Consider the following 18,792-nt stretch of genomic DNA (forward strand, 5'->3'; position numbering starts at 1 on the left):
CGCCACCGAAAGAGACTGTAACAGTCGTCGTCTACTCCGGATAGACACCGCTCTTCGGCTGCGTCCGATGTTGTCGGTGGGGCCGCCTAGACTCGCGATCAACTCGATCCGAGCGGGGAGGCCACAGGCTGCTGATGAAGCGGGTCGGCGACGACCCGGCGAACTACGGCGGAGTCCTGCTGCCCTTCGCCCACACCGAGGTCGCCGGGCTGATGGCCGGTTGGCTCACGCAGCCCAAGAAGGCTCTCCCGCACGCCCTGGCCTGGCTCACCAGGCACCCCGATCTGGCCGCACGCGCGCTGATTCCCGACGCGCTCGGAAAGTCCGGCCCGGCCAGGCGTTCCGCGGAACGGGCACTGCGCACGCTGGCCGACGCGGGCTTCGAGGCCGATGTCCGCGCGGCCGCGGCCACCTACGGCCCGCAGGCGGAGAGCGCGGTCGCCGATCTCGTCGCGGAGGTCGTCGAGCCGGTGATTCCGAAGGTCATGCCGACGCTGCCGCTGTGGACGGATCCGAGCCTGCTGCCGCAGGTGCGGCTCGCCGGCGGCGCCACCGCGCTGCCCGCCGAAGCGGTGCGGAACCTGTGCCTGATGCTCGCGATCTCCAAGCCGCAGCGGTGGCTGCCTGCCTTCGAGGAGGTACGCACCGCCCTCGACGCCGCGTCCCTCACCGAGTTCGCCTGGGCTTTGTTCGAAGGCTGGCGGACCGCCGGGATGCCCGCCGCGGACGCCTGGGCGCTCGACGCCCTCGGACAGCTCGGAGACGACGCGGTCGCGATGCGGCTGGCTCCGCTGATCCGGCTCTGGCCGGGTGAGAGCGCGCACCATCGGGCCGTGCAGGGCCTCGACGTCCTCGCCGAGATCGGCGGGAACACGGCGCTGACCCAGCTGTACGGCATATCGCAGAGGGTGAAGTTCAAGGCGCTGAGAGAGCGGGCCGTCGAGAAGATCCGAGCCGTCGCGGACGCCCTCGGCCTGTCGGCCGAGCAGCTCGCCGACCGCGTCGTCCCCGATCTCGGTCTGGACCGGGAAGGCGTCCTCGAGCTCGACTTCGGCCAGCGCACCTTCAGCGTCAAGCTCGACGAGCAGCTCAAGCCCGTAGTCACCGACCAGGCCGGCAAGCGGCTCAAAGACCTCCCGACGCCCGGGGCCGCCGACGATCCGAAGCGGGCCGCCGAAGCCCGAGCGAAGTACACGGAGTTCAAGAAGGCGGCCCGCACGCTGGCCGCTGACCAGATCCGCCGCCTGGAGCGGTCGATGGTCCTCGGGCGCCGCTGGTCGGTGGAAGAGTTCCAGCAGTACGTCGTGGCCCACCCCGTCGTCTTCCGCGTCGCGCGCACGCTGCTCTGGGGCACCTACACCGAAGGCGGCGAGCTGCGGACCGCCTTCCGAATAGCCGAGGACCGCACCCTCGCCGACGCCGCCGATGAAACGTACACGCTCGACCCGGCCGCGTCGGTCGGCCTGGTGTACCCGCTCGATCTCGGCGACGAGGCGACGGCCTGGCCGGAACTGTTCGCCGACTACATGCTCATCCAGCCGTTCCAGCAACTCGGACGCGCTGTCTTCCGGCTCACGGAGGAGGAGAAGCAGTCCACGGTCTTGGAGCGCTTCGACGACCTCACCGTCGCCGCGGGCAAGGTCGTCGGCCTGGAGCGCTTCGGCTGGCGCCGCGGCGACCCCTCCGACCACGGTATACAGACATGGATGTCCCGGCCCGTCCCCGGCGGCGGCTGCGTCGCGCTCGGCATCGAACCCGGGCTCGTCATGGGCGGGTTGCACCTGCTCGGCCACGAACAGAAAATCACAGAGGTCTGGCTCACCAGCCTGCCCGAAGTCGTGCTCTGGCAGGTGGAGCGCGACCGCGTGCCGCTCGCGACGCTCGACGCCATCACCGCTTCGGAGGTGCTGCGCGACCTGACCGATCTGACGACGGCGTAGAGCCCTGACTCGCCGCCGGCGGGGAGGGTCGTCAGGCGCTGTCGAGGATGAAGGCGGCCAGGGCGGCGGCGACTGCTTCGGGCTGCTCGTCAGGGATGAAGTGACCGGCGTCGGGCACGATGACTCCGCTGACGTGCTCGGCCCAGGGGCTCAAGGAGGCCGCCATGTCGGGGATGGAGCCGTGGCTGCTGGAGATCCCGAGCACGGGCACGGCCAGCCGCCGTCGCTTGAGCGCCTCGTGGTTCCGGCGTGCCGACTCGGCGGCGTCCCGGTAGTAGGCGAGGCTGGCGCGCAGGCCGCCGTCGGCCGCGACGGCCGCTGCGTAATGGTCGAGCTCTGCGTCATCGAACGCGTCGGGGGACAGGGCCTTCATTTTCAGGAACCAGCCGACATACTCCCGCTCGCGGCCGGCCAGGAGCGTCTCGGGCAACTCGGGCACGAGGTGGAACGCGAAATGCCAGGTCTTCCACGCCCGATCCGGGTCGAGGGCAATCGCCTCCGGCAGGGTGATCCCGGGAATCCCGGCATCGATCAGGGCGACCCCGTGCAGCCGGTCCTCGAAGCCGAGGGCCAGGGAGAAGGCGACCCAGGCGCCGATGTCGTGCGCGGCCAGCCAGTAGTTCGAGACCCCCAGAGCACGCACGGCGGCCTGGACGGTGCCGGCGACGGTGTGCGTGTCGTAGTCGCGCTCCGGACGCTCCGAGTGGCCTTGACCGGGCAGGTCGATCGCGATGACGTGGAACCGGTCGGCAAGGCTCTGCATCACCCTCCGCCAGGCCCACCAGGTCTGCGGGAACCCCGCGAGCAGGACGAGCGCGGGGCCGCTCGTCCGGCCGCCCTCGACGGCGTGCAGGCGCACACCGTCCGCGTCGACCTGGCGGTGGACGAACCCGGCCAGGTCGTGCAGGGGCAGATCGGGCAACGGATTACCTTCGGCGGAGGCTGACATGCCCGAAGGCTAACACATCTTGAACTGATCGGTTCAAGATAATAGGGTGCGCGAACGCGGCAGGAACGAGCGCCCGGCGAGGAGGTGCCACGTGGCAGGCAAGAAGCAGTTCGACATGGAGACGGCGCTCGACGCCGCGATGATCCAGTTCTGGCGCGTCGGCTATGCCGAGACGTCGCTGGACGATCTGTCCCGGGCGACCGGCCTGAACCGCAGCTCCATCTACTCCTCGCTCGGCGACAAGGACACGCTCTTCGTCCGCTGCCTGGACCGGTACGCCGCGCGCTTCGGCGCCAGGTACGACGCCGCTCTCGCCCGCGCGGGATCGGAGCCCGTCGCCGCCGTCCGCGCGTTCTTCGAGGTCACCCTCGAGCGCATCGCCGACCCCGAGCTCCCGGACGGATGCCTGATGGCCCAGTCGGCCATGGCGATTGCGACACTGAGCCCGGGCGCCGCGGCGCGGGCGAAGGAGGCGCTGGGCGCCCAGCGCCTGCGCCTGCGCTCGGCGCTCAAAGCCGGCCGGTTGAACGACCAGGACGCCGAGGACTTCGCGCTGCACATGGCGGCCGTGAACCTATCGCTCGCCATCCTGAGCGGAAGCGGATCGAGCCCGGCACAGCTGCGGGCCGTCGCGGGCGTGAGCATCGACGCGTTCGCGCAGGCGCTGCGTGGCGGCGGTCGGTCCGGCCGCGCGTGACTCCCTCGGGGTTCCCGGTTCGGCGAGGTCGAGAACCGAATTATCAGCCATATTCATCAGACTGCGGATATTGAATAAGAAAACTGATATTGACAGTGAACAGAGTCGTGCATATCATAACTCTTGCACCCGAGTAAGCGCTTACAGCACACGCGTCCTAGCACACCCGAAGATCGCGCCGAGCCGGCGGGATCTTCGCGTTCCATCGGCAAGGAGGTGAATACCATGGCGAATCCGTTCAAGGTCATCGGGGACTCCCTGCTTGGCCGCCTCGTTCCGACGTGGCAGGCCAAGGCGGACTCCTGCATCGGCATCAGGGGCGTCAACGAGGGCTACTGCTGGATCGAGTACACCCAGTGTGAGACCCCCAGCCGCCACATCTACTGCGAGTACACCACGTGCGGCGGACAGCGGGTCACGTACAACGGCATCTGCTGACGTCAGTCGCTGACCTCTGATTCACCCCTGTCGTCCGTCCGCCACCCATGCGGACGGACGACGGTCGTTTTCCCCTCCGGGCGTGATGCGGGGGCCCGGATACCTTCTCCGACGCTGCACTCGGTGACCGGGGCGCGGGCCGACGTCACTTCACGGAAGGGGTTTGCAATGGGGGCCGAGTTCCGCGCACCGGCCGACGGCCGGATCGCCTGCGCAGGCGGCATCCGAAGCAGCCGTCATGCTCAGCACCGTGATACTCGGAAACTGAACAGATTCCTCCGAAGTGCTCGGTAATCGAAGGCGATGACAGAGCTCCGATTCACACAGCGCGCTGATGCATCCACTTGTGCCAGGCGGTGGCCTGTGCGCTGTGGCCGTTGCGGTGGAATGCCAGCTGCATCGGGGTATTGAGGACGTCGGTGTCCGAGAGCATGGCCCGGAAGCCCAGCTCGCGCGCGGTCCGGTTGGCCAGCTTGAGCAGTTCGTCGACGTATCCGCGGCCGCGCTGCCCGGGCAGGACCGCGATGTAGGTGATGGTGCCGACGCCCGGATCGAACTCACCGACCGAGACGAGGCCGACCGCCGTTCCTTCGGCCTCCTCGGCGAGCAGCCAGGTCGAGTCCTGCGACGCGTCGAGGAACGCCTGCGCCCAGGCACTTGGTGTCATCGCGGTGATAGCGTCCCGGTCGATCCGATCGAGCGTGTCGGCCGAGCACGCGGCGAGTGCCGCGGCGAAACGCCCGGCGCCGACCTCGGAGAGCGGGCGCGCCGTGATGCGTTGCGGGACAGGCAGATCCTGGCCTTCGTCGGCCCACCGAAATCCCTCTTTCTCCTGCCACAAGGTGAATCCGCCGGACTCGAACACGGCGACACGCTCGGACGGATCCGGATGGATCTCGGCATTCGTTGCGGCGTTGAGCACGTCTCCGGGCCGCGCTGCGGCAATGGCCGCCTCGACGACGAGCCGTGCCGCCTCGCTGTGGCCGGGCTCCCATCGCACGTCGACCAGACGGCCGGTCTCGTCTCCCATCCATGAGCGCGCCATGAGATCGCCGTGGGCGACCGGCACGCCCTCGGACTCCGCGACGAACGGGATCCGCGGCCCCAGAGGGCGTCCGTCTTCGACGGCGTCGAGTCGGATGATCGACGTCACATCGTCCTCCAGGCAAAGGATATGAGGGCACTGCTCGCGGATTATAGGGTCGATTGATCTTCCGAGGACGCGGGTCATCGCGGTCACGCTGCTGAGGCTGAGGCTGAGGCTGCGATTGCGGCTTCGTCGACGAGCTTCTCGATGGTCTTCGATGCGTGGCCGCTGAGTGCGATCGCGAGGAGGATGGCGCCGACCAGGATCACGGTACCCAGCCAGGTCATCGTGGCGACCGGCAGGGTGAACGCGCCGATGAAGCGGACCACGCAGTCGGTGAGGAGGCACGTTCCCCAGATCAGGGTGAAGGCGCGTTCGTTGCGTCGGAAGCGCGCAGAGCCGGCGGTGAGCTGGTCCCAGGCGGCGTCTTTCGCGGGGTCGCCCTTGGTCAGCATCGGTTTGAGGGCTGCGGACATCAGCGGCTTGCGGCCGAACACCGAGGCGAGCATGCCGATGCCGATCACGCTGCTGATGGCCGAGTCCTTGGCCAGCATCAGCCGGGCGTCACCGGTGGCGAAAGTCAGCGCGATGCCGACCAGGTTGACCACGAGCATGAGCGTGGCCAGGGCGTTGCGCTCGTGCTTGCCGAACAGTCCGGCGAGGGTGCGCGCGGCTGGAATCAGGCTGCTGACGATGAGGGCGGCGGCGGTGCTCAGCCCGAGCGCGGAGTGCGCCACGTAGTAGGTGCCGAGTGGTACGGCGACGTCTACGAGCAGCGGCGCGAAGGCCGAGCGCGGGTCCGTCGCTGCCGGGCGCCGCGCGGTCGCGCCGCCGGTGGTCTGCTCGGCCGTGGCTTCGGTTGCGGTGGGCCGGCGCGTGGCGGTGACGGTGTGCACGGGTTCTCTCCTGGGTCGGCGGGCGGCCCTTGGCTGGGCTCAGCACAAGATTATGTCTGACCTAATGACTAGGTCAAGCCTAAGATTGTACCGAACCTAAACTTAGGTCTATCCTGGGCTCATGACCGAAGCCCTCAGCCCGGCGCCCGGCGGCGCCGGCTTGCGCGAACGCAAGAAGCAGCAGACCCGGGACGAGATCGCGGCGGTGGCCACGCGGCTGTTCGTCGAGCGCGGGTTCGAGAAGGTCACCATCGCGCAGGTCGCCGAGGCCGCAGGCGTCGCGAAAATGACCGTGACCAACCACTTCCCGGTCAAAGAGGACCTGGTCTTCGACCGGCGCGAGGCGATCATCGCCGGACTGACCGACGCGGTGGCCGCCCGTGCGCCCGCGCAGTCCGCGCTCGAAGCGGCCCGCCGCTTCTACCTCGACGCGCTCGCTGCCGGCGACCCCACGCTGGCCCACCGCGGCCCGGATTTCGCCCGGCTCGTCGAATCCAGCCCCGCACTCGTCGCCCGGGAGCGGCAGATGCACGACCAGCGCGAACTCGCCCTGGCCGAACAGCTCACGCACGACATGGGCGCCGAACCCGACGATCTCAGGCCACGGCTGGCAGCCGCCCACATCATCGGTGTCATCAGGGTGCTGTACTACGAAGCCCGACGCCGTCTCCTCGCCGCCGAACCCGCCGCACCCTTGGCCGAGGCCCTGACGCGCGCCGCGAACGCGGCCTTCGACCAGTTCCACGGCTCGCTCGGCGACTACGGCGTCAAGACTGAGGGCGCTGATTCGGCATAAGGGCCTTCACGCCATCGCCACGACCTCCGGCGCGGCGAATATTCGTCCTCTGATTCAGTCCAGCACGAGCAGGTCCATCCAGCTCACCGCGGGCTCCTCGGGGCGCTCCCGTGCGGCGGCGTGCAACCGATCGAGTCCCGCCGCGTACTGCTCGTCCGACAGGGCGCGCAGCTTTCCGTCCGCCGCGCGGCGCAATCCGGCCGCATAGGCGGCCAAGCTCGGCGCGCTGACCTGAGGCAGGGATATCAGGGCTCGGCGGTCGAAGCCGTGCGCGGCGAACGCGTCGCCGACCTCGTCGACACTCGGATAGCCGGCGACGGCCTCGGCGGTCTCCGGGAAGAACCGGATGCGCAGGTCTTCGCCGGCGCGGCCCGGGAACGTGTTGCGGATGAGCACGGGCGCCCCCGGGACGAGTGCGCGGCGCAGTTCGGCGGCCGCAGCGTTCAGATCGGGCAGGTGGTGGATGACCGAACCTAGCCACGCCCCCTGTGCACCGCCGTCGGTGACCGGCAGGTCGTGGGCGTATCCGGGTACGGCGACGACTCCGTCATCGGTTGGAATGAGAGCCCGCATAGCGGGATCGGGCTCCACGGCGACGACGTCCACCCCGAACCACGCCCGCAGGGCTCGGGCGAATCCCCCCGTTCCCGCACCGACGTCGAGCACGGTCATGCCCGGACCCCAGCCGGTGTGTTCCGCGATCGCCTCGCGCCACGCCGCCAAGCCCTCGAGCGGGATCTCGCGTGAAGCGCGGTAATCCCGCGCCGCCTCGTCCGATGCAGACCGCCCGGAAACCTCGTTCGTACTCACCTGTTCCTCCCGTCACATCTGACGTCGAGGACACTACCGCGCCGCCGAACCCGAGACCGCGCCACCAGTGCGTCTCGGTGAAAAGCGTTTGACAGTCTACGAAGTTGCTTCCTATGATCCGGAGCAGATTGGAGAGCGCTCTCCAAGGCGGTCCCGGCCTTCCGGCCAGCTCGGATCGCCCTGCTCGCCGGGCGCTCATAGCAGGACACGCATAGTGCCGGATTCATCTGAGATCTGCATACGACGACCGAGTTTCGGGGGACTGGCATGGCGGTGATCGATGCGCGGGGACTGACGAAGGTCTTCCGCCAGCCCGACAAGAAGCCCGGCTGGGCCGGCTCGTTCAAGCACGTGGTCAGCCGGACCTATCAGGAGAAGGTGGCGGTCGACGGGATCGACCTGCGCGTCGAGCCCGGCGAGGCGGTCGCCTACGTAGGCCCGAACGGGGCGGGCAAGTCCACCACGGTGAAGCTGCTGTGCGGGATCCTGGTCCCCACCGCTGGTCAGGTGCGCATCGACGGGATGGTGCCGCACGAGCAGCGCGCCGCCGTCGCCCGGCGAATAGGCGTCCTGTTCGGCCAGCGCACGCAGCTGTGGTGGGACCTGAGCGTGGCCGACTCGCTCGCCACGCTCCGCGAGATCTACAGCGTGCCGGAGTCGGTCTACCGCACCCGGTTGGCACGGTTCGACGAAGTGCTCGGGCTCGAAGACATCCTGCCGGTCACCGGCCGCAAGCTCTCGCTCGGCCAGCGCGTGCGCGCCGATCTGGCCGCGGCGCTGCTGCACGATCCCGGGGTGCTCTACCTCGACGAGCCGACGATCGGCCTCGACGTGGCCGTCAAGGAACGGGTGCGCGCCTTCCTGCGCTCGCTCGGCGACGAGGGCGTCACGGTGATGCTCACCAGCCATGACCTGCAGGACATCGAAGACGTCTGCCGTCGCCTGGTCATCATCGACGCCGGCCGGATCATCTTCGACGGCGACCTGGTCGCGCTCAAGGACCAGTTCGCCAAGGAGCGGGTGCTGCGTCTGGAGATGGCCGACGCGATCGACGTGGCGGCGCTGGGCGCCCTGCTTCCGGCCTGCGAGGTCGGCGCCGGGGAGCACGCCCGGGCGGTGACGGTCCGCTTCGACCGGTTCACCACGACCGCGGGCCAGATCGTCTCAGCCGTCGGCACCCTGGCCGAGATCACCGACTTCCAGGTGGAGGAGCCCTCGATCGAGGACGTGATCCGCCGGGTCTACGCCGGGGAGTTGCTGGCCCGGGCCGAGCCGAACGAGCCCGTCGCCGCCGGAGACCTCGGGTGAGCGCGCTGGTCCCGACTCGGCACACCGGGGCGATCGCGCCGGTCGGCTTCGCTGCGCGAGCCCGCCCCTACCGGGCGATGGCGGCGGCCACACTGCGCTCGGTACTCGCCTTCCGCCTGCAGTTCGCGCTGAGCCTGCTCGGCGTGCTGTTCCAGCTGGTGGCCATGCTCACGGTCTGGCACGCGCTGCTCGCCTCGCGCTCCATCCCCGGGTTCACCTGGCCGCAGATGCAGGTGTACCTGCTCGTCGGCTTCAGCTCCGGCACCCTCGTCTCCACCCTGTCCGACTTCCGCATCTCCCGCCGGATCCGCACCGGCCAGGTCGCGCTGGATCTGGTGAAGCCGATCGACTATCAGGGCGCGCGGCTCGCGGAAACGGCCGGCAGCCTGGTGACCGAACTGGCCGGCATCTGCTTCGTCTGGGCTGTGATGCTCGCGTTCGGACTGCGCATCACGCTGCCGTCGGCGGCCTACCTGGTGTTGTTCCTCGGGAGTTTCGCGCTGATCGCGCTGCTGAAGTTCAGCGTGATCTACCTGACCGGCCTGCTGTGCTTCTGGACCAAGAACTACGTCGGCCTGCAATGGGCGCGGCTCGCCGTGACCAGCGTGCTCTCCGGTGCCGTCGTGCCCCTCAGCCTCCTGCCGCACTGGCTCGGCGCCGCCGCGCAGTGGCTGCCCTTCGCCGGGATGTCCTCGACCCCCGGCCTCATCCTCATCGGCGACGCGACCGGCTGGTACGCGGTGCGGCTCGTCGCGGTGCAGCTAGCCTGGGCCATCGCGCTCTGGCTCGTCGGCCGGCTGGCCTGGCGCGGAGCGCTGCGACAACTGACCATTCACGGAGGCTGACGCGTGGGAACCGGAAGCACGACACCGACCAGGGCCGGCGCAACCTCAGAGCTCGACGACAGTCCCGGCACGGCAGAAGACCACCGAACCCGCGACCGGGGCCACTCGCCGCTGCGGATCGTGCGCCTGTACTTCAGACTGCTCGGCACCCACCTGCGCGGCGCGATGGAGTACCGGGCCGACTTCTGGATCATGATGTTGGCCGCCGTGCTCACCCAGGCGGTTGGCGTCGTGCTCCTCACGGCGATCTTCCGGCTCATCCCGGACCTGAACGGCTGGTCCCTCTGGCCGATCCTGATCATGTTCGGGATGGTCACCGTCGGCGAGGGCGTCGGCAGCCTGTGCTTCGAGGGCATGTGGCGCGTCGCCGAGCTGATCAACCAGGGCGAACTCGACTACATGCTGGTGCGCCCGTACCCGGTCCTGCTGCAGGTGAGCAGCTCCGAGATCGGCCTGAACGGCCTCGGCAACCTCACCACCGGCGTCGCCATGCTGGTGCTCGGCATCTGGCACAGCGGCATCCACTGGACCGTGGCGGAGGTCGCGGTCGGGCTGATCCTGCTCGCCGGCGGCATCACCGTGAAGATCGCGATCAGCCTGGCGACCAACTCGGTCTCGTTCTGGGTGGCCAGCCCCAGCCCGCTGTTCGCCATGGCGGTCCACCAGGCGGGCGAGCTGACCCGGTATCCGCTGACGCTCTTCCCGCCCGTCCTGCGCGTGGCCCTGACCGTGGTGATCCCGTTCGCCTTCGTCGGCTTCTACCCGGCCGACTACCTGACCGGCAGCCACGCCCTGTGGATCGTGCTAGCCACCCCGGCTGTCGCAGGGTACTGTCTGCTGCTGGCGGTGTCGATCTTTCGCCGCGGGATGCTGCGATACGAGAGCACAGGAAGCTGACCCCGCCATCACGACAGCACGGCAGGACCTCCGGCGATCCCCGTCACCACTCGCGCCCGAGGCGCTCGTCGGCGCACGGCTGCTCCGGCCGATCTGCCGTCCGGGGGTTACGTCCTCTACCCGCGGCCGTTCGGATGGGACGTGAGCGGATCCGCGATCGGCCCCGCGGCAGTCAGTCAGGTGCCGTGGACAGGGATCGGGAGGTGAAATCCTGCCCGAGACGACGCAGCGCCTGAGACGGGAGAAACCCAAGCTCAGACACCAAAAAGAGCTGCTCGTAAGCAGCTCTCCGTGGAGAGAATAAGCGTCCGAGGGGCGAACTACAATTTGCCTAGACGCACTTCGATGCGACCTATCGGGCAATTCGCCCTGAGCCACACGGACGACCAGTAGTCGCGTGCATGGAATTCCGCGAGAGGTGGGGGTCCAAGCTTGGCATGGACCCCCACCGGTGGCGGCAGGACTTGACCGAGGCGCGGGCTCTACTTCTCGTTGCTGTTGAACGTCGCGGTCGACCAGAAGTAGCCGATCACGGCCAGGCCGAGGCACCAGGCGATGGCGAGCCATCCGTTGTGGCCGACGGCGCTGCCGAGCAGCAGGCCGCGGAGGGTTTCGATGGCCGGCGTGAACGGCTGGTATTCGGCGATGGGTTGGAACCAGCCGGGCATGGAGCGGATCAGGGTGAAAGCGCTGGAGATGAGCGGCAACAGGATCAGCGGCATGGCGTTGTTGCTGGCCGCCTCCGCGCTCGGGCTGATCAGGCCCATGCCGACGGCGATCCAGGTGAGCGCGAGGGCGAACAGAACCAGTAGCCCGAACGCCGCCAGCCATTCCAGGGCACTTGCGTGAGACCGGAAGCCGATGGCCACGGCTACGACGCCGACGAGGACCACGCTCAAGATGGACTGCAGGACGCTGCCGACGACGTGCCCGATCAGAACCGAGGGTCGGTGGATCGCCATCGTGCGAAAGCGGGCGATGATGCCCTCGGTCATGTCGTTGGACACCGAGACCGCGGTGCCGACGACGGTGCTGCCGATGGTCATCAGCAGCAGGCCGGGGACGACGTAGGCGATGTACGCGGTCCGGTTCGGAACGCCGCTGATGCCCGAGCTGAACGTGTTGCCGAAGATGAAGACGAACAGCAGCAAGAGCATGATCGGGGTGAGCAGCAGGTTGAGGGTGAGGGACGGGTAGCGCCGGGCGTGCAGGAGGTTGCGGCGCAGCATGGTCGAGGAGTCGCGCGCGGCGAGGGTCAGGGAACTCATCGGACGGTTTCCTCCTGCAGGCCGGACACGTCGGCGTGGCTGGGCTTCGGGGCGGTGTCGGTGAGGGCGAAGAACACGTCGTCGAGGTCGGGGGTGTGTACTGTCAGTTCGTCGGCGGTGATGGCGGCGGCGTCCAACCGGTCGAGGATGGCGCGCAGGTCGCGCTGGCCGCCGTCGCTGGGGATCTGCAGCGCGAGTACCGCGTCGTCCCGGGTGGCTTCGTGCAGAGCGCCGGCGGCGCACTGGTAGGCGGCCGGGTCGTTGAAGCGCAGCCGGACGTGGCCTCCGGGCACGAGCCGCTTCAACTCCCCGGCGCTGCCCTCGGCCGCGATCTTGCCGTTGTGGAGCACGGCGATCCGGTCGGCGAGCTCTTCGGCCTCGTCGAGGTATTGGGTGGTGAGCAGGACGGTGACGCCACCGCCGACCAGCTCCCGGATGATCTGCCACATGGTGTGCCGGGCGCGCGGGTCCAGGCCGGTGGTCGGTTCGTCGAGGAAGATGATCCGCGGGTCCCCGACCAGCGTCATGGCGATGTCCAGGCGGCGCTTCATCCCGCCGGAGTAGGTGGAAGCGGGCTTCTTCGCCGCGTCGAGCAGGTCGAAGCGCTCCAACAACTCGGCGGCGACCCGACGGCCTTCGCGCTTGGACAGGTGGTGCAGGTCGGCCATCAGGAGCATGTTCTCCTCGCCGGTGATCAGGCCGTCGACGGCGGAGAACTGGCCGGTGACCCCGATCGCGCCACGCACCGCCTGCGGGTCGGCGGCCAGGTCGTGGCCGCCGACGTGGACGGCGCCGGAGGCCGGGTCCGCGGAGACGAGGGTGGAGAGGATCTTCACGGCGGTGGTCTTGCCGGCGCCGTTCGGGCCGAGCAGGGAGAAGATCGTGCCCGCGGGGACGGTCAGGTCGATGCCGTCGAGTACGACTTTGTCGCCGTAGGACCTTCGAAGGTCGCGGGCCGAGATCGCGGCGCCGGCAGGGATGGTCGTCATGGCGTTCAGACCTCTTCGTCCGGGCGCGGCGCGCGGCGGATGCGGCTGTACGGTTTTTCGGGCATGGCAAAGCCTTCCTATGCAGGGGTGTGGGTGATGCGGAACGGCGTCCGGTTCAGAGACCGGCCGGTGGAGCCCATTCGACGAGCTGGATCACAACGCCGTTGGGATCGGTCAGCCGCAGCGACCACTCACCCCACGGCTCTCGTCGCAGTGGTGTGCTGACCTCGGCGCCTTCGTGCAGCAGGCGCTCGTGCTCGGCGGCGATGCCGGTGACCGTGAAGGACACGACCGCCCCGCTCGGCGCTTGCCCGCCGGCCCAGAGTTCGATGTCGGCGGCGCCGTCGTCGCGAGCCAGCCGGATGAATCCGTCGGTGACGGCCACCTCGCGGAAGCCCAGATGGGTGGCGAGGAATCGGCTGGACGCCGCGACGTCCGCGACGGTCAGCGCCACGGTTGAGGCGATGATGTTCACGGTGCCACCCGTGCCGGTGCCCGGTGGCCGAGGTACGTCATGGGACGAACTCTCCTCTCGTCGATGCCAGAATTGTTCTGCCTCGACCGGGAGTGGATCAACGGCTGATCTTGCAACGTCGGTTAACATGGCGGTTCACGATCGCGAGGGGGTGCGGTGGAGCTTCGTGACATCGAGATCTTTCTGACGCTGGCCGAGGAGCTGCACTTCGGGCGGACGGCAGAGCGGTTGCGCGTCTCGCCGGCCCGGGTCAGTCAGGCGATCAAGAAGCAGGAGCGGGTGATCGGCGCCGAGCTGTTCGTGCGCACCAGCCGCAACGTCCGGTTGACGCCGATCGGCGAGCAGTTGCGTACCGATCTCATCCCGGTCTATCAGGGGCTCAGGGAGAGCATGCGGCGGGCCCGGATGGCCGCCAAGGGTGTCACCGGGACTCTGCGCGTCGGCATGCTGGCCATCAACGGCCACGAACTCAAGCCCTACTGGACCGCGTTCCGCACCCGGCACCCGCACTGGGAGCTGCAGGTCAGGCACGCGAACTACGTGGACGCCTTCGGACTGCTGCGGCGCGGCGAGTTCGACGTCCTCGTCGCCTGGACGCCGATTCGCGAGGACGACCTCATCGTCGGGCCGAGGGTGTTCCGCGAACGAAAGGTCCTCATGAGCTCGCTGGATCACCCGCTGGCCGACCCGGGCCCGGTCTCACTGGAGGTTCTCGCGGACCACAGCGTCCTATCGGCCCGATCGACGGAGCCGGAGTACTGGGAGGACGCCTTCCAACCGTTCTTCACCCCCTCCGGCCGCGCGATCCCCCGCCACCAGGCGCCGATCCCCACTCTCGAGGACATCTACGCCATCGTCAGCGCCGGGGAATCCGTCCACAGCCTGGGCATGCACGTCACGCGTTTCCAGACCCGCCCGGATATCGCCTATCGGCTCATCGAGGACGGCCCGGAACTCCACTGGGGACTGGTGTGGCACGCCGAATCGGAGAACGACCGGATAAGGGCCATGGCCCAAGTCGTCGAGGATCTGGGCGAAGCCCGGCTGTAGCCTTCGTCGATACAGATGAGGATTGAGGCTGCTCCGGAGTGCACACTCGGATGTCGGCGAGGAGGCCTCGACTACCGCCGGATCCGATGGCCCCGCACCGGCAACCCGCGCCTGCTGATCAACAGGACCACCGCCCTCGGAACCGGACCGGCAGCAGACTCTGGCTCACGAAAGCCTTCGTGGGCACGGGAATCGGCCTGGATCGCCTGGGAGCACGCGGCCCAGAGCCACTGGCCGTTCACCGAAACCATGGAGGATATCGACCGCACTTACACGCCGGGCAGCGTCCGCACCGAGGACTGGTACAAGGGCGTCATCCGGCCGGTCGTCGGACTCGACCCCGCCGGCGCGCAGACACTGCAAGGTGAGCGTCAAGGTAATGAGATCGGCGTCGACTTCAGCCAGAACCTGTGGGGCGACAGCAATCCGGACCACGTCGGCCTCCAGGGATCCTTCGGCGACAACGGCACGGTCGACCTCGTCGGCGCCGACGGTACCGACTACGGCGCATCATGGTTCGGCCCGTACAACGTGTGGGACATTCCGAGCGCTGGGGCCGACTACACCCTGAAGCTCTCGCAGCAGCGGGCCTGGCACACGGATGTATGGCAGCGCTCGGGCACCGTGGAGACCGACTTCACCTTCCGGTCGCGTCTGGATGGCGAGGCCTACTCGCAGTCCCTGCCACTGCTCTACCCGTCCTACGGCATCGCCCTCGACCCGTCGAACAACGTCACTCCGGGCCCCCAGCAGATCACACTGGCTGCCACCGGACAGCAGGGCTACACGCCCGGGACACTGACATCGGCTTCGCTGTCGTACTCATACGACGACGGCGTCGACTGGCTCACCGCTAAGGTCAAGCAGATCAACGGCGTCTGGACCGCTTACGTGGACCACACCGGGCAGTCCGGCAAGCTGGTCACGCTCAAGGTGACGCTCAAGTCGGCTGACGGCGCATCCGTCACCCAGACGGTCACCGACGCCTACGGCGTGGAGTAGTTCCGACTCAGAATGCGTGAATGCTGCGGGCTGTCCGAGATCTGCTTTCAGCAGGTCTCGGACAGCCCGCCGGCTCCGGCTCGCCTGCCCGGCAGCGCGGGTGACGCCTTCCACCGGCAGGGGCTTGTCTCACTGGCCAAGCTGGTCTGGACGTACATGTTCGGCCCGGTATAAGTTCCCTCACGAGGAAAAGACAACGTTGTCATGCGGAAGGGGCTTGTCATGAGTTCGGACGCCAACGTACTGCGAGACGGAACCAGTGGTCTGAACCGGCGCGCGCTGCTGGGGATGGGTGCGGCAGCCGGGGGCGCGGTCGCGCTCACCGGATTGGTGAAGCAACCCGCGAGCGCCGCGGAGTCGGCAACGCAACGGGGCGGGCCGACGGCGCGCAGCGCGGCCATGGGCCCGAACTCGGACGGCTTCACGATGACGGCTCAGGCGCTGGGGGTCAACACGACCTCGGGCGACCAGAACTTCGCGGACCCGGTCGTCCCGGGGTTGCTGACGGCCGCGGGTATCGGCCGGATCCGCTACCCCGGCGGTTCCGGGGCCGACTACGTCAACTGGATGGCGCCCACTGCCGCGTTGCCGTGGCCGCAGTACATGGAGCTGCTCGCGCAGATCGGCGCGGCTCCGATGGTCACCGTGAACTACGGGAGTCTGAATCAGGGCCCCGATGCAGCGGCCGCTTGGGTGGCGAGCGCGCTGACGTTCCCGAACTACGACGCCAAGACGGCGGTGTGGTTGCTGGGCAACGAGGGGTACGGGACGTGGGAGCTCGACCAGCACTCCGACCCGCACACGCCACAGTCCTATGCGACGAACGCACGCCCGTACTTCGAGGCCATGCACCGTGTCGATCCGGCCACCAGGGTCGGGTTCCCGATGACGATCGACCGCACGGTGGCCGGGGGAACCGGGACATGGGTGGCTGACCCAGACCTGTGGAACAGGACGGTGCTCAAGCAGAACGCCGACCAGATCGACTTCGTGGACTTCCACTGGTATCCCGTCTTCGGCATCCCCGTTCTCTCCAACGCGCAACTGTTCGAGACGGTCGACCGCATCCCGGGTGCGATGCGATACCTGCAATCGATCATCAGCGAGTACGCGCCGAACTCCCCGGTCGTGGTCAGCGAATCGAACGTGTCACAGTCGGAGATCGTGTACAACGCGCAGCCGGTCGCAGCGCTCTTCGCGGTGGCGACGGCGCTGAAGTGGCTGTCGGTCGGCGCGGAATCGTACTTGTGGTGGCAGGTGCACAACAGCGACAACATGAACGGCGACTTCGGTTTCCTGTCCAACGGCACCGGCACGCCCGGACCCAGTGCGACGACGCTCTCGGCTCCGGCGGTGGCGGGGGCGCGCAATATCGCCGTGACCGATCCGACCGGATTCCACTACGGCCATCAGTTCACGCTCGACACCGGCTCCGCGGTGGAGTCACGCAAGATCACCGCGCTTCCCGGGAACACCACCTTGTCCGCACCGGCGGCCAAGGGCGCGCGGGTCATCAAGGTCACCGATACCTCCTCGCTGACCACCGTGGGCGCAACCACCGATTACGACCAGTTCTTCGCGCCGGGCACCCCGGTCGTCATCGGCAGCGGGACGAGTGCGGAATCGCACGTCGTCGAGGCTGTCGGCACCGGCGCGAGCACCGCTGCGCTCGCTGCGCCCGCCGTGGCCGGCGACAAGACGATCCGCATCGTCGGCACCGGCATGGGCGGCCAGTCGATTCCCGTGTTCATGCCGACCGGGTTCGCTACGGGCGCCACCGTGACGATCGGCTCCGGTTCTGGAGCCGAGACGGCCACCATCGCGGCCGTCGGCACCTCATCGAGTCTCGGCACCAGTCTCGCGGCGCCGGCCTCTGCGGGCGACACCGTGCTCTACGTCGTCGCGGTGAACGACTCCAACACCGGCGTCGCCAACTACGTCGGCGACCCGATCACCATCGACGCCGATTCCGCCGAAGAGGTCCGCACCATCACCTTGGTCGGTTCCAGCGCGTCGGCTCCCACTGCCACCGTCCTGCCGGTCAAGCCCGGGGACCGCACGGTCTACCTCGCCAGTGTCGCCGGCATCACGGTGGGACACCCGCTGATGATCGGCACCGGTTCGCAGCTGCAGATCGTGTCCGCGGTCGCCGCCGTCGGGTCGCAGACGACAGTCTCCCTGGCGGCCCCGGCCGCGCCGGGCGCGACCAACCTCAAGGTCGCCAGCACCACCGGGCTCTTCGCCGGTCACCCCGTCACCGTCGACACCGGGGCGAGCTTCGAGACCTCCATCATCCAGAACGTGGGCAGTGCCGGCGCGGCCGGCACCGGGGTCACCCTCTCGAGCCCGCTCGCCCTCTCGCATCCCGCCGGCGCCTCGGTGGTCGACATCGGAACCGGCGTGAACCTCTCGCGGCCGATAGCCGCGGCCCACCCCGCCGGAGTCCCCGTAGTCGATCTCGGCACCGGCATCAGCGTTTCCGCGCCACTGAAGAAGAACCATGCCGCAGGAGCCGCGACCCGCGATGCGGGCAGCGGCCTGACCCTGACCACACCGCTGAAGAGGAATCACGCCACCGGCGAGGTGGCGGCCACGGACGGCACGGGGATCACCCTGACCGCCCCGCTGACGACCGGGCATGCCGCAGGTGACGGGATCGTGAGCACCGGCATCACCTTCACGCCCGCGCTCAGCGCGCCGCACCCCGGGAAAACCACCGTGAACGAGTCCGGCCTCAAGGAGCCGTCGCTCGACACCCCGTTGCCCGCCTACTGGGGCTTCGTCCTCGCGTCCTTGATGACCAAGCCCGGCGCCTGTCTGACCGAGATCACACCCTCGTCCACCTCCACGGTCCGCGCCTACGCCTCGTACCTCGACGGAACGGAGTCGATCTGCCTGATCAACACCGACGACGTCAGCCCGGTCACGCTGGCGATCGAGGGCCTGACCCGCAACGGAACGCTCAAGACCTACGACTACGGGCTGCTCAACCCGTCGATCGCCGAGGGCACGGCGAGCTTCGCCGATGCCGGAGACGGCCTGCTGCTCAGTCCCGAATCGATCAAGGTCATCGTCGGCGCCGTCGGCGCCACACGGCCGAAGATCTCCGTTCGCGTCCACCGGTAGGCTCCGCGTTTCAGTACCCGGACACAACCCGGTTTCAGCCAGTAGTCAACCTCGAAGTTCGCCGCCGGTGCGGCGCAGTATCGCGGTGTAGCCCGAACGCGCTGAGCCCACCGGCCCATCGACGCGCGGGAAGGCTGGTCGACTTCGGCGGGGACGGTCCACCGCCCCCGCCGAAGTCGAGTGCCTTGTTCGCGGGTATGGCGGAGTTCTGGACTGAAC

The 18,792-nt window shown here is 68.5% G+C and carries 17 protein-coding genes; 10 read left to right on the forward strand and 7 right to left on the reverse strand.

The window, feature by feature from the left end:
• Positions 1-134 precede the first annotated feature (134 nt).
• Positions 135-1,940 (forward strand): DUF4132 domain-containing protein, encoded by a 1,806-nt coding sequence (locus ACTRO_RS36235; RefSeq protein WP_051451922.1) that lies wholly within the window; start codon positions 135-137, stop codon positions 1,938-1,940.
• Positions 1,941-1,971: 31 nt separating this feature from the next.
• On the opposite strand, the gene ACTRO_RS36240 is transcribed toward ACTRO_RS36235, so the two are convergent.
• Positions 1,972-2,889, reverse strand: a complete 918-nt coding sequence (locus ACTRO_RS36240) for an alpha/beta fold hydrolase (protein ID WP_034270518.1) — start codon at positions 2,887-2,889, stop codon at positions 1,972-1,974.
• A gap of 91 nt (positions 2,890-2,980) precedes the next feature.
• Here ACTRO_RS36240 and ACTRO_RS36245 point away from each other — a divergent pair, with 91 nt between their 5' ends.
• Both ACTRO_RS36245 and ACTRO_RS36250 read left to right on the forward strand, forming a co-directional pair.
• Positions 2,981-3,586, forward strand: coding sequence for a TetR/AcrR family transcriptional regulator (locus ACTRO_RS36245; RefSeq protein WP_034270521.1), 606 nt, complete (start codon positions 2,981-2,983; stop codon positions 3,584-3,586).
• A gap of 225 nt (positions 3,587-3,811) precedes the next feature.
• On the forward strand, positions 3,812-4,024 hold the full coding sequence (locus ACTRO_RS36250; protein WP_034270523.1) for a hypothetical protein: 213 nt from the start codon (positions 3,812-3,814) through the stop codon (positions 4,022-4,024).
• 319 nt (positions 4,025-4,343) lie between these two features.
• Here the strand turns inward: ACTRO_RS36250 and ACTRO_RS36255 are convergent, their stop codons facing one another.
• The gene (locus ACTRO_RS36255) at positions 4,344-5,255 is read right to left on the reverse strand and encodes a GNAT family N-acetyltransferase (protein WP_245594716.1); all 912 of its coding nucleotides are present in this window, start codon (positions 5,253-5,255) and stop codon (positions 4,344-4,346) included.
• Between the two features lie 5 nt (positions 5,256-5,260).
• On the reverse strand, positions 5,261-6,007 hold the full coding sequence (locus ACTRO_RS36260; protein WP_034270529.1) for a VC0807 family protein: 747 nt from the start codon (positions 6,005-6,007) through the stop codon (positions 5,261-5,263).
• A gap of 121 nt (positions 6,008-6,128) precedes the next feature.
• On the opposite strand from ACTRO_RS36260, the gene ACTRO_RS36265 reads away from it, so the two are divergent.
• Positions 6,129-6,803, forward strand: a complete 675-nt coding sequence (locus ACTRO_RS36265; RefSeq protein ID WP_034270532.1) for a TetR/AcrR family transcriptional regulator — start codon at positions 6,129-6,131, stop codon at positions 6,801-6,803.
• 54 nt (positions 6,804-6,857) lie between these two features.
• Here ACTRO_RS36265 and ACTRO_RS36270 read toward each other — a convergent pair whose 3' ends face one another.
• Positions 6,858-7,613: a class I SAM-dependent methyltransferase gene (locus ACTRO_RS36270; protein WP_034270535.1), complete on the reverse strand. Its 756-nt coding sequence runs from the start codon at positions 7,611-7,613 to the stop codon at positions 6,858-6,860.
• A 267-nt stretch (positions 7,614-7,880) separates the two neighbouring features.
• On the opposite strand from ACTRO_RS36270, the gene ACTRO_RS36275 reads away from it, so the two are divergent.
• From ACTRO_RS36275 to ACTRO_RS36285, 3 genes are read left to right on the forward strand one after another with little or no spacing between them, the layout of a single operon-like run.
• Complete coding sequence (locus tag ACTRO_RS36275) at positions 7,881-8,921, forward strand: ABC transporter ATP-binding protein (protein ID WP_051451923.1); 1,041 nt, start codon at positions 7,881-7,883, stop codon at positions 8,919-8,921.
• Positions 8,918-9,766, forward strand: coding sequence for an ABC transporter permease (locus tag ACTRO_RS36280; RefSeq protein ID WP_211244521.1), 849 nt, complete (start codon positions 8,918-8,920; stop codon positions 9,764-9,766). The genes ACTRO_RS36275 and ACTRO_RS36280 overlap by 4 nt, the downstream gene beginning before the upstream one ends.
• 3 nt (positions 9,767-9,769) lie before the next feature.
• On the forward strand, positions 9,770-10,663 hold the full coding sequence (locus ACTRO_RS36285) for an ABC transporter permease (protein WP_211244522.1): 894 nt from the start codon (positions 9,770-9,772) through the stop codon (positions 10,661-10,663).
• A 482-nt stretch (positions 10,664-11,145) separates the two neighbouring features.
• Here ACTRO_RS36285 and ACTRO_RS36290 read toward each other — a convergent pair whose 3' ends face one another.
• From ACTRO_RS36290 to ACTRO_RS36300, 3 genes are all read right to left on the reverse strand, one after another.
• Positions 11,146-11,931: an ABC transporter permease gene (locus ACTRO_RS36290; RefSeq protein WP_034270537.1), complete on the reverse strand. Its 786-nt coding sequence runs from the start codon at positions 11,929-11,931 to the stop codon at positions 11,146-11,148.
• On the reverse strand, positions 11,928-12,920 hold the full coding sequence (locus tag ACTRO_RS36295) for an ATP-binding cassette domain-containing protein (RefSeq protein WP_034270540.1): 993 nt from the start codon (positions 12,918-12,920) through the stop codon (positions 11,928-11,930). Before ACTRO_RS36295 ends, ACTRO_RS36290 begins: the two co-directional genes overlap by 4 nt.
• A gap of 115 nt (positions 12,921-13,035) precedes the next feature.
• Complete coding sequence (locus tag ACTRO_RS36300) at positions 13,036-13,395, reverse strand: VOC family protein (RefSeq protein WP_034270543.1); 360 nt, start codon at positions 13,393-13,395, stop codon at positions 13,036-13,038.
• A 156-nt stretch (positions 13,396-13,551) separates the two neighbouring features.
• Between ACTRO_RS36300 and ACTRO_RS36305 the strand changes: the two genes are divergently transcribed.
• The 3 genes from ACTRO_RS36305 (at position 13,552) to ACTRO_RS36315 (ending at position 18,573) form a co-directional block, all read left to right on the forward strand.
• Entirely contained in the window at positions 13,552-14,445 is an 894-nt protein-coding gene (locus tag ACTRO_RS36305; RefSeq protein WP_034270545.1) for a LysR family transcriptional regulator, read from the forward strand.
• Positions 14,446-14,694: 249 nt separating this feature from the next.
• Positions 14,695-15,447: a hypothetical protein gene (locus ACTRO_RS36310; RefSeq protein WP_034270548.1), complete on the forward strand. Its 753-nt coding sequence runs from the start codon at positions 14,695-14,697 to the stop codon at positions 15,445-15,447.
• Positions 15,448-15,669: 222 nt separating this feature from the next.
• Positions 15,670-18,573, forward strand: a complete 2,904-nt coding sequence (locus ACTRO_RS36315) for a hypothetical protein (RefSeq protein ID WP_034270550.1) — start codon at positions 15,670-15,672, stop codon at positions 18,571-18,573.
• Positions 18,574-18,792 lie beyond the last annotated feature (219 nt).

It is taken from the genome of Actinospica robiniae DSM 44927, from assembly GCF_000504285.1.
Lineage (GTDB): Bacteria > Actinomycetota > Actinomycetes > Streptomycetales > Catenulisporaceae > Actinospica > Actinospica robiniae.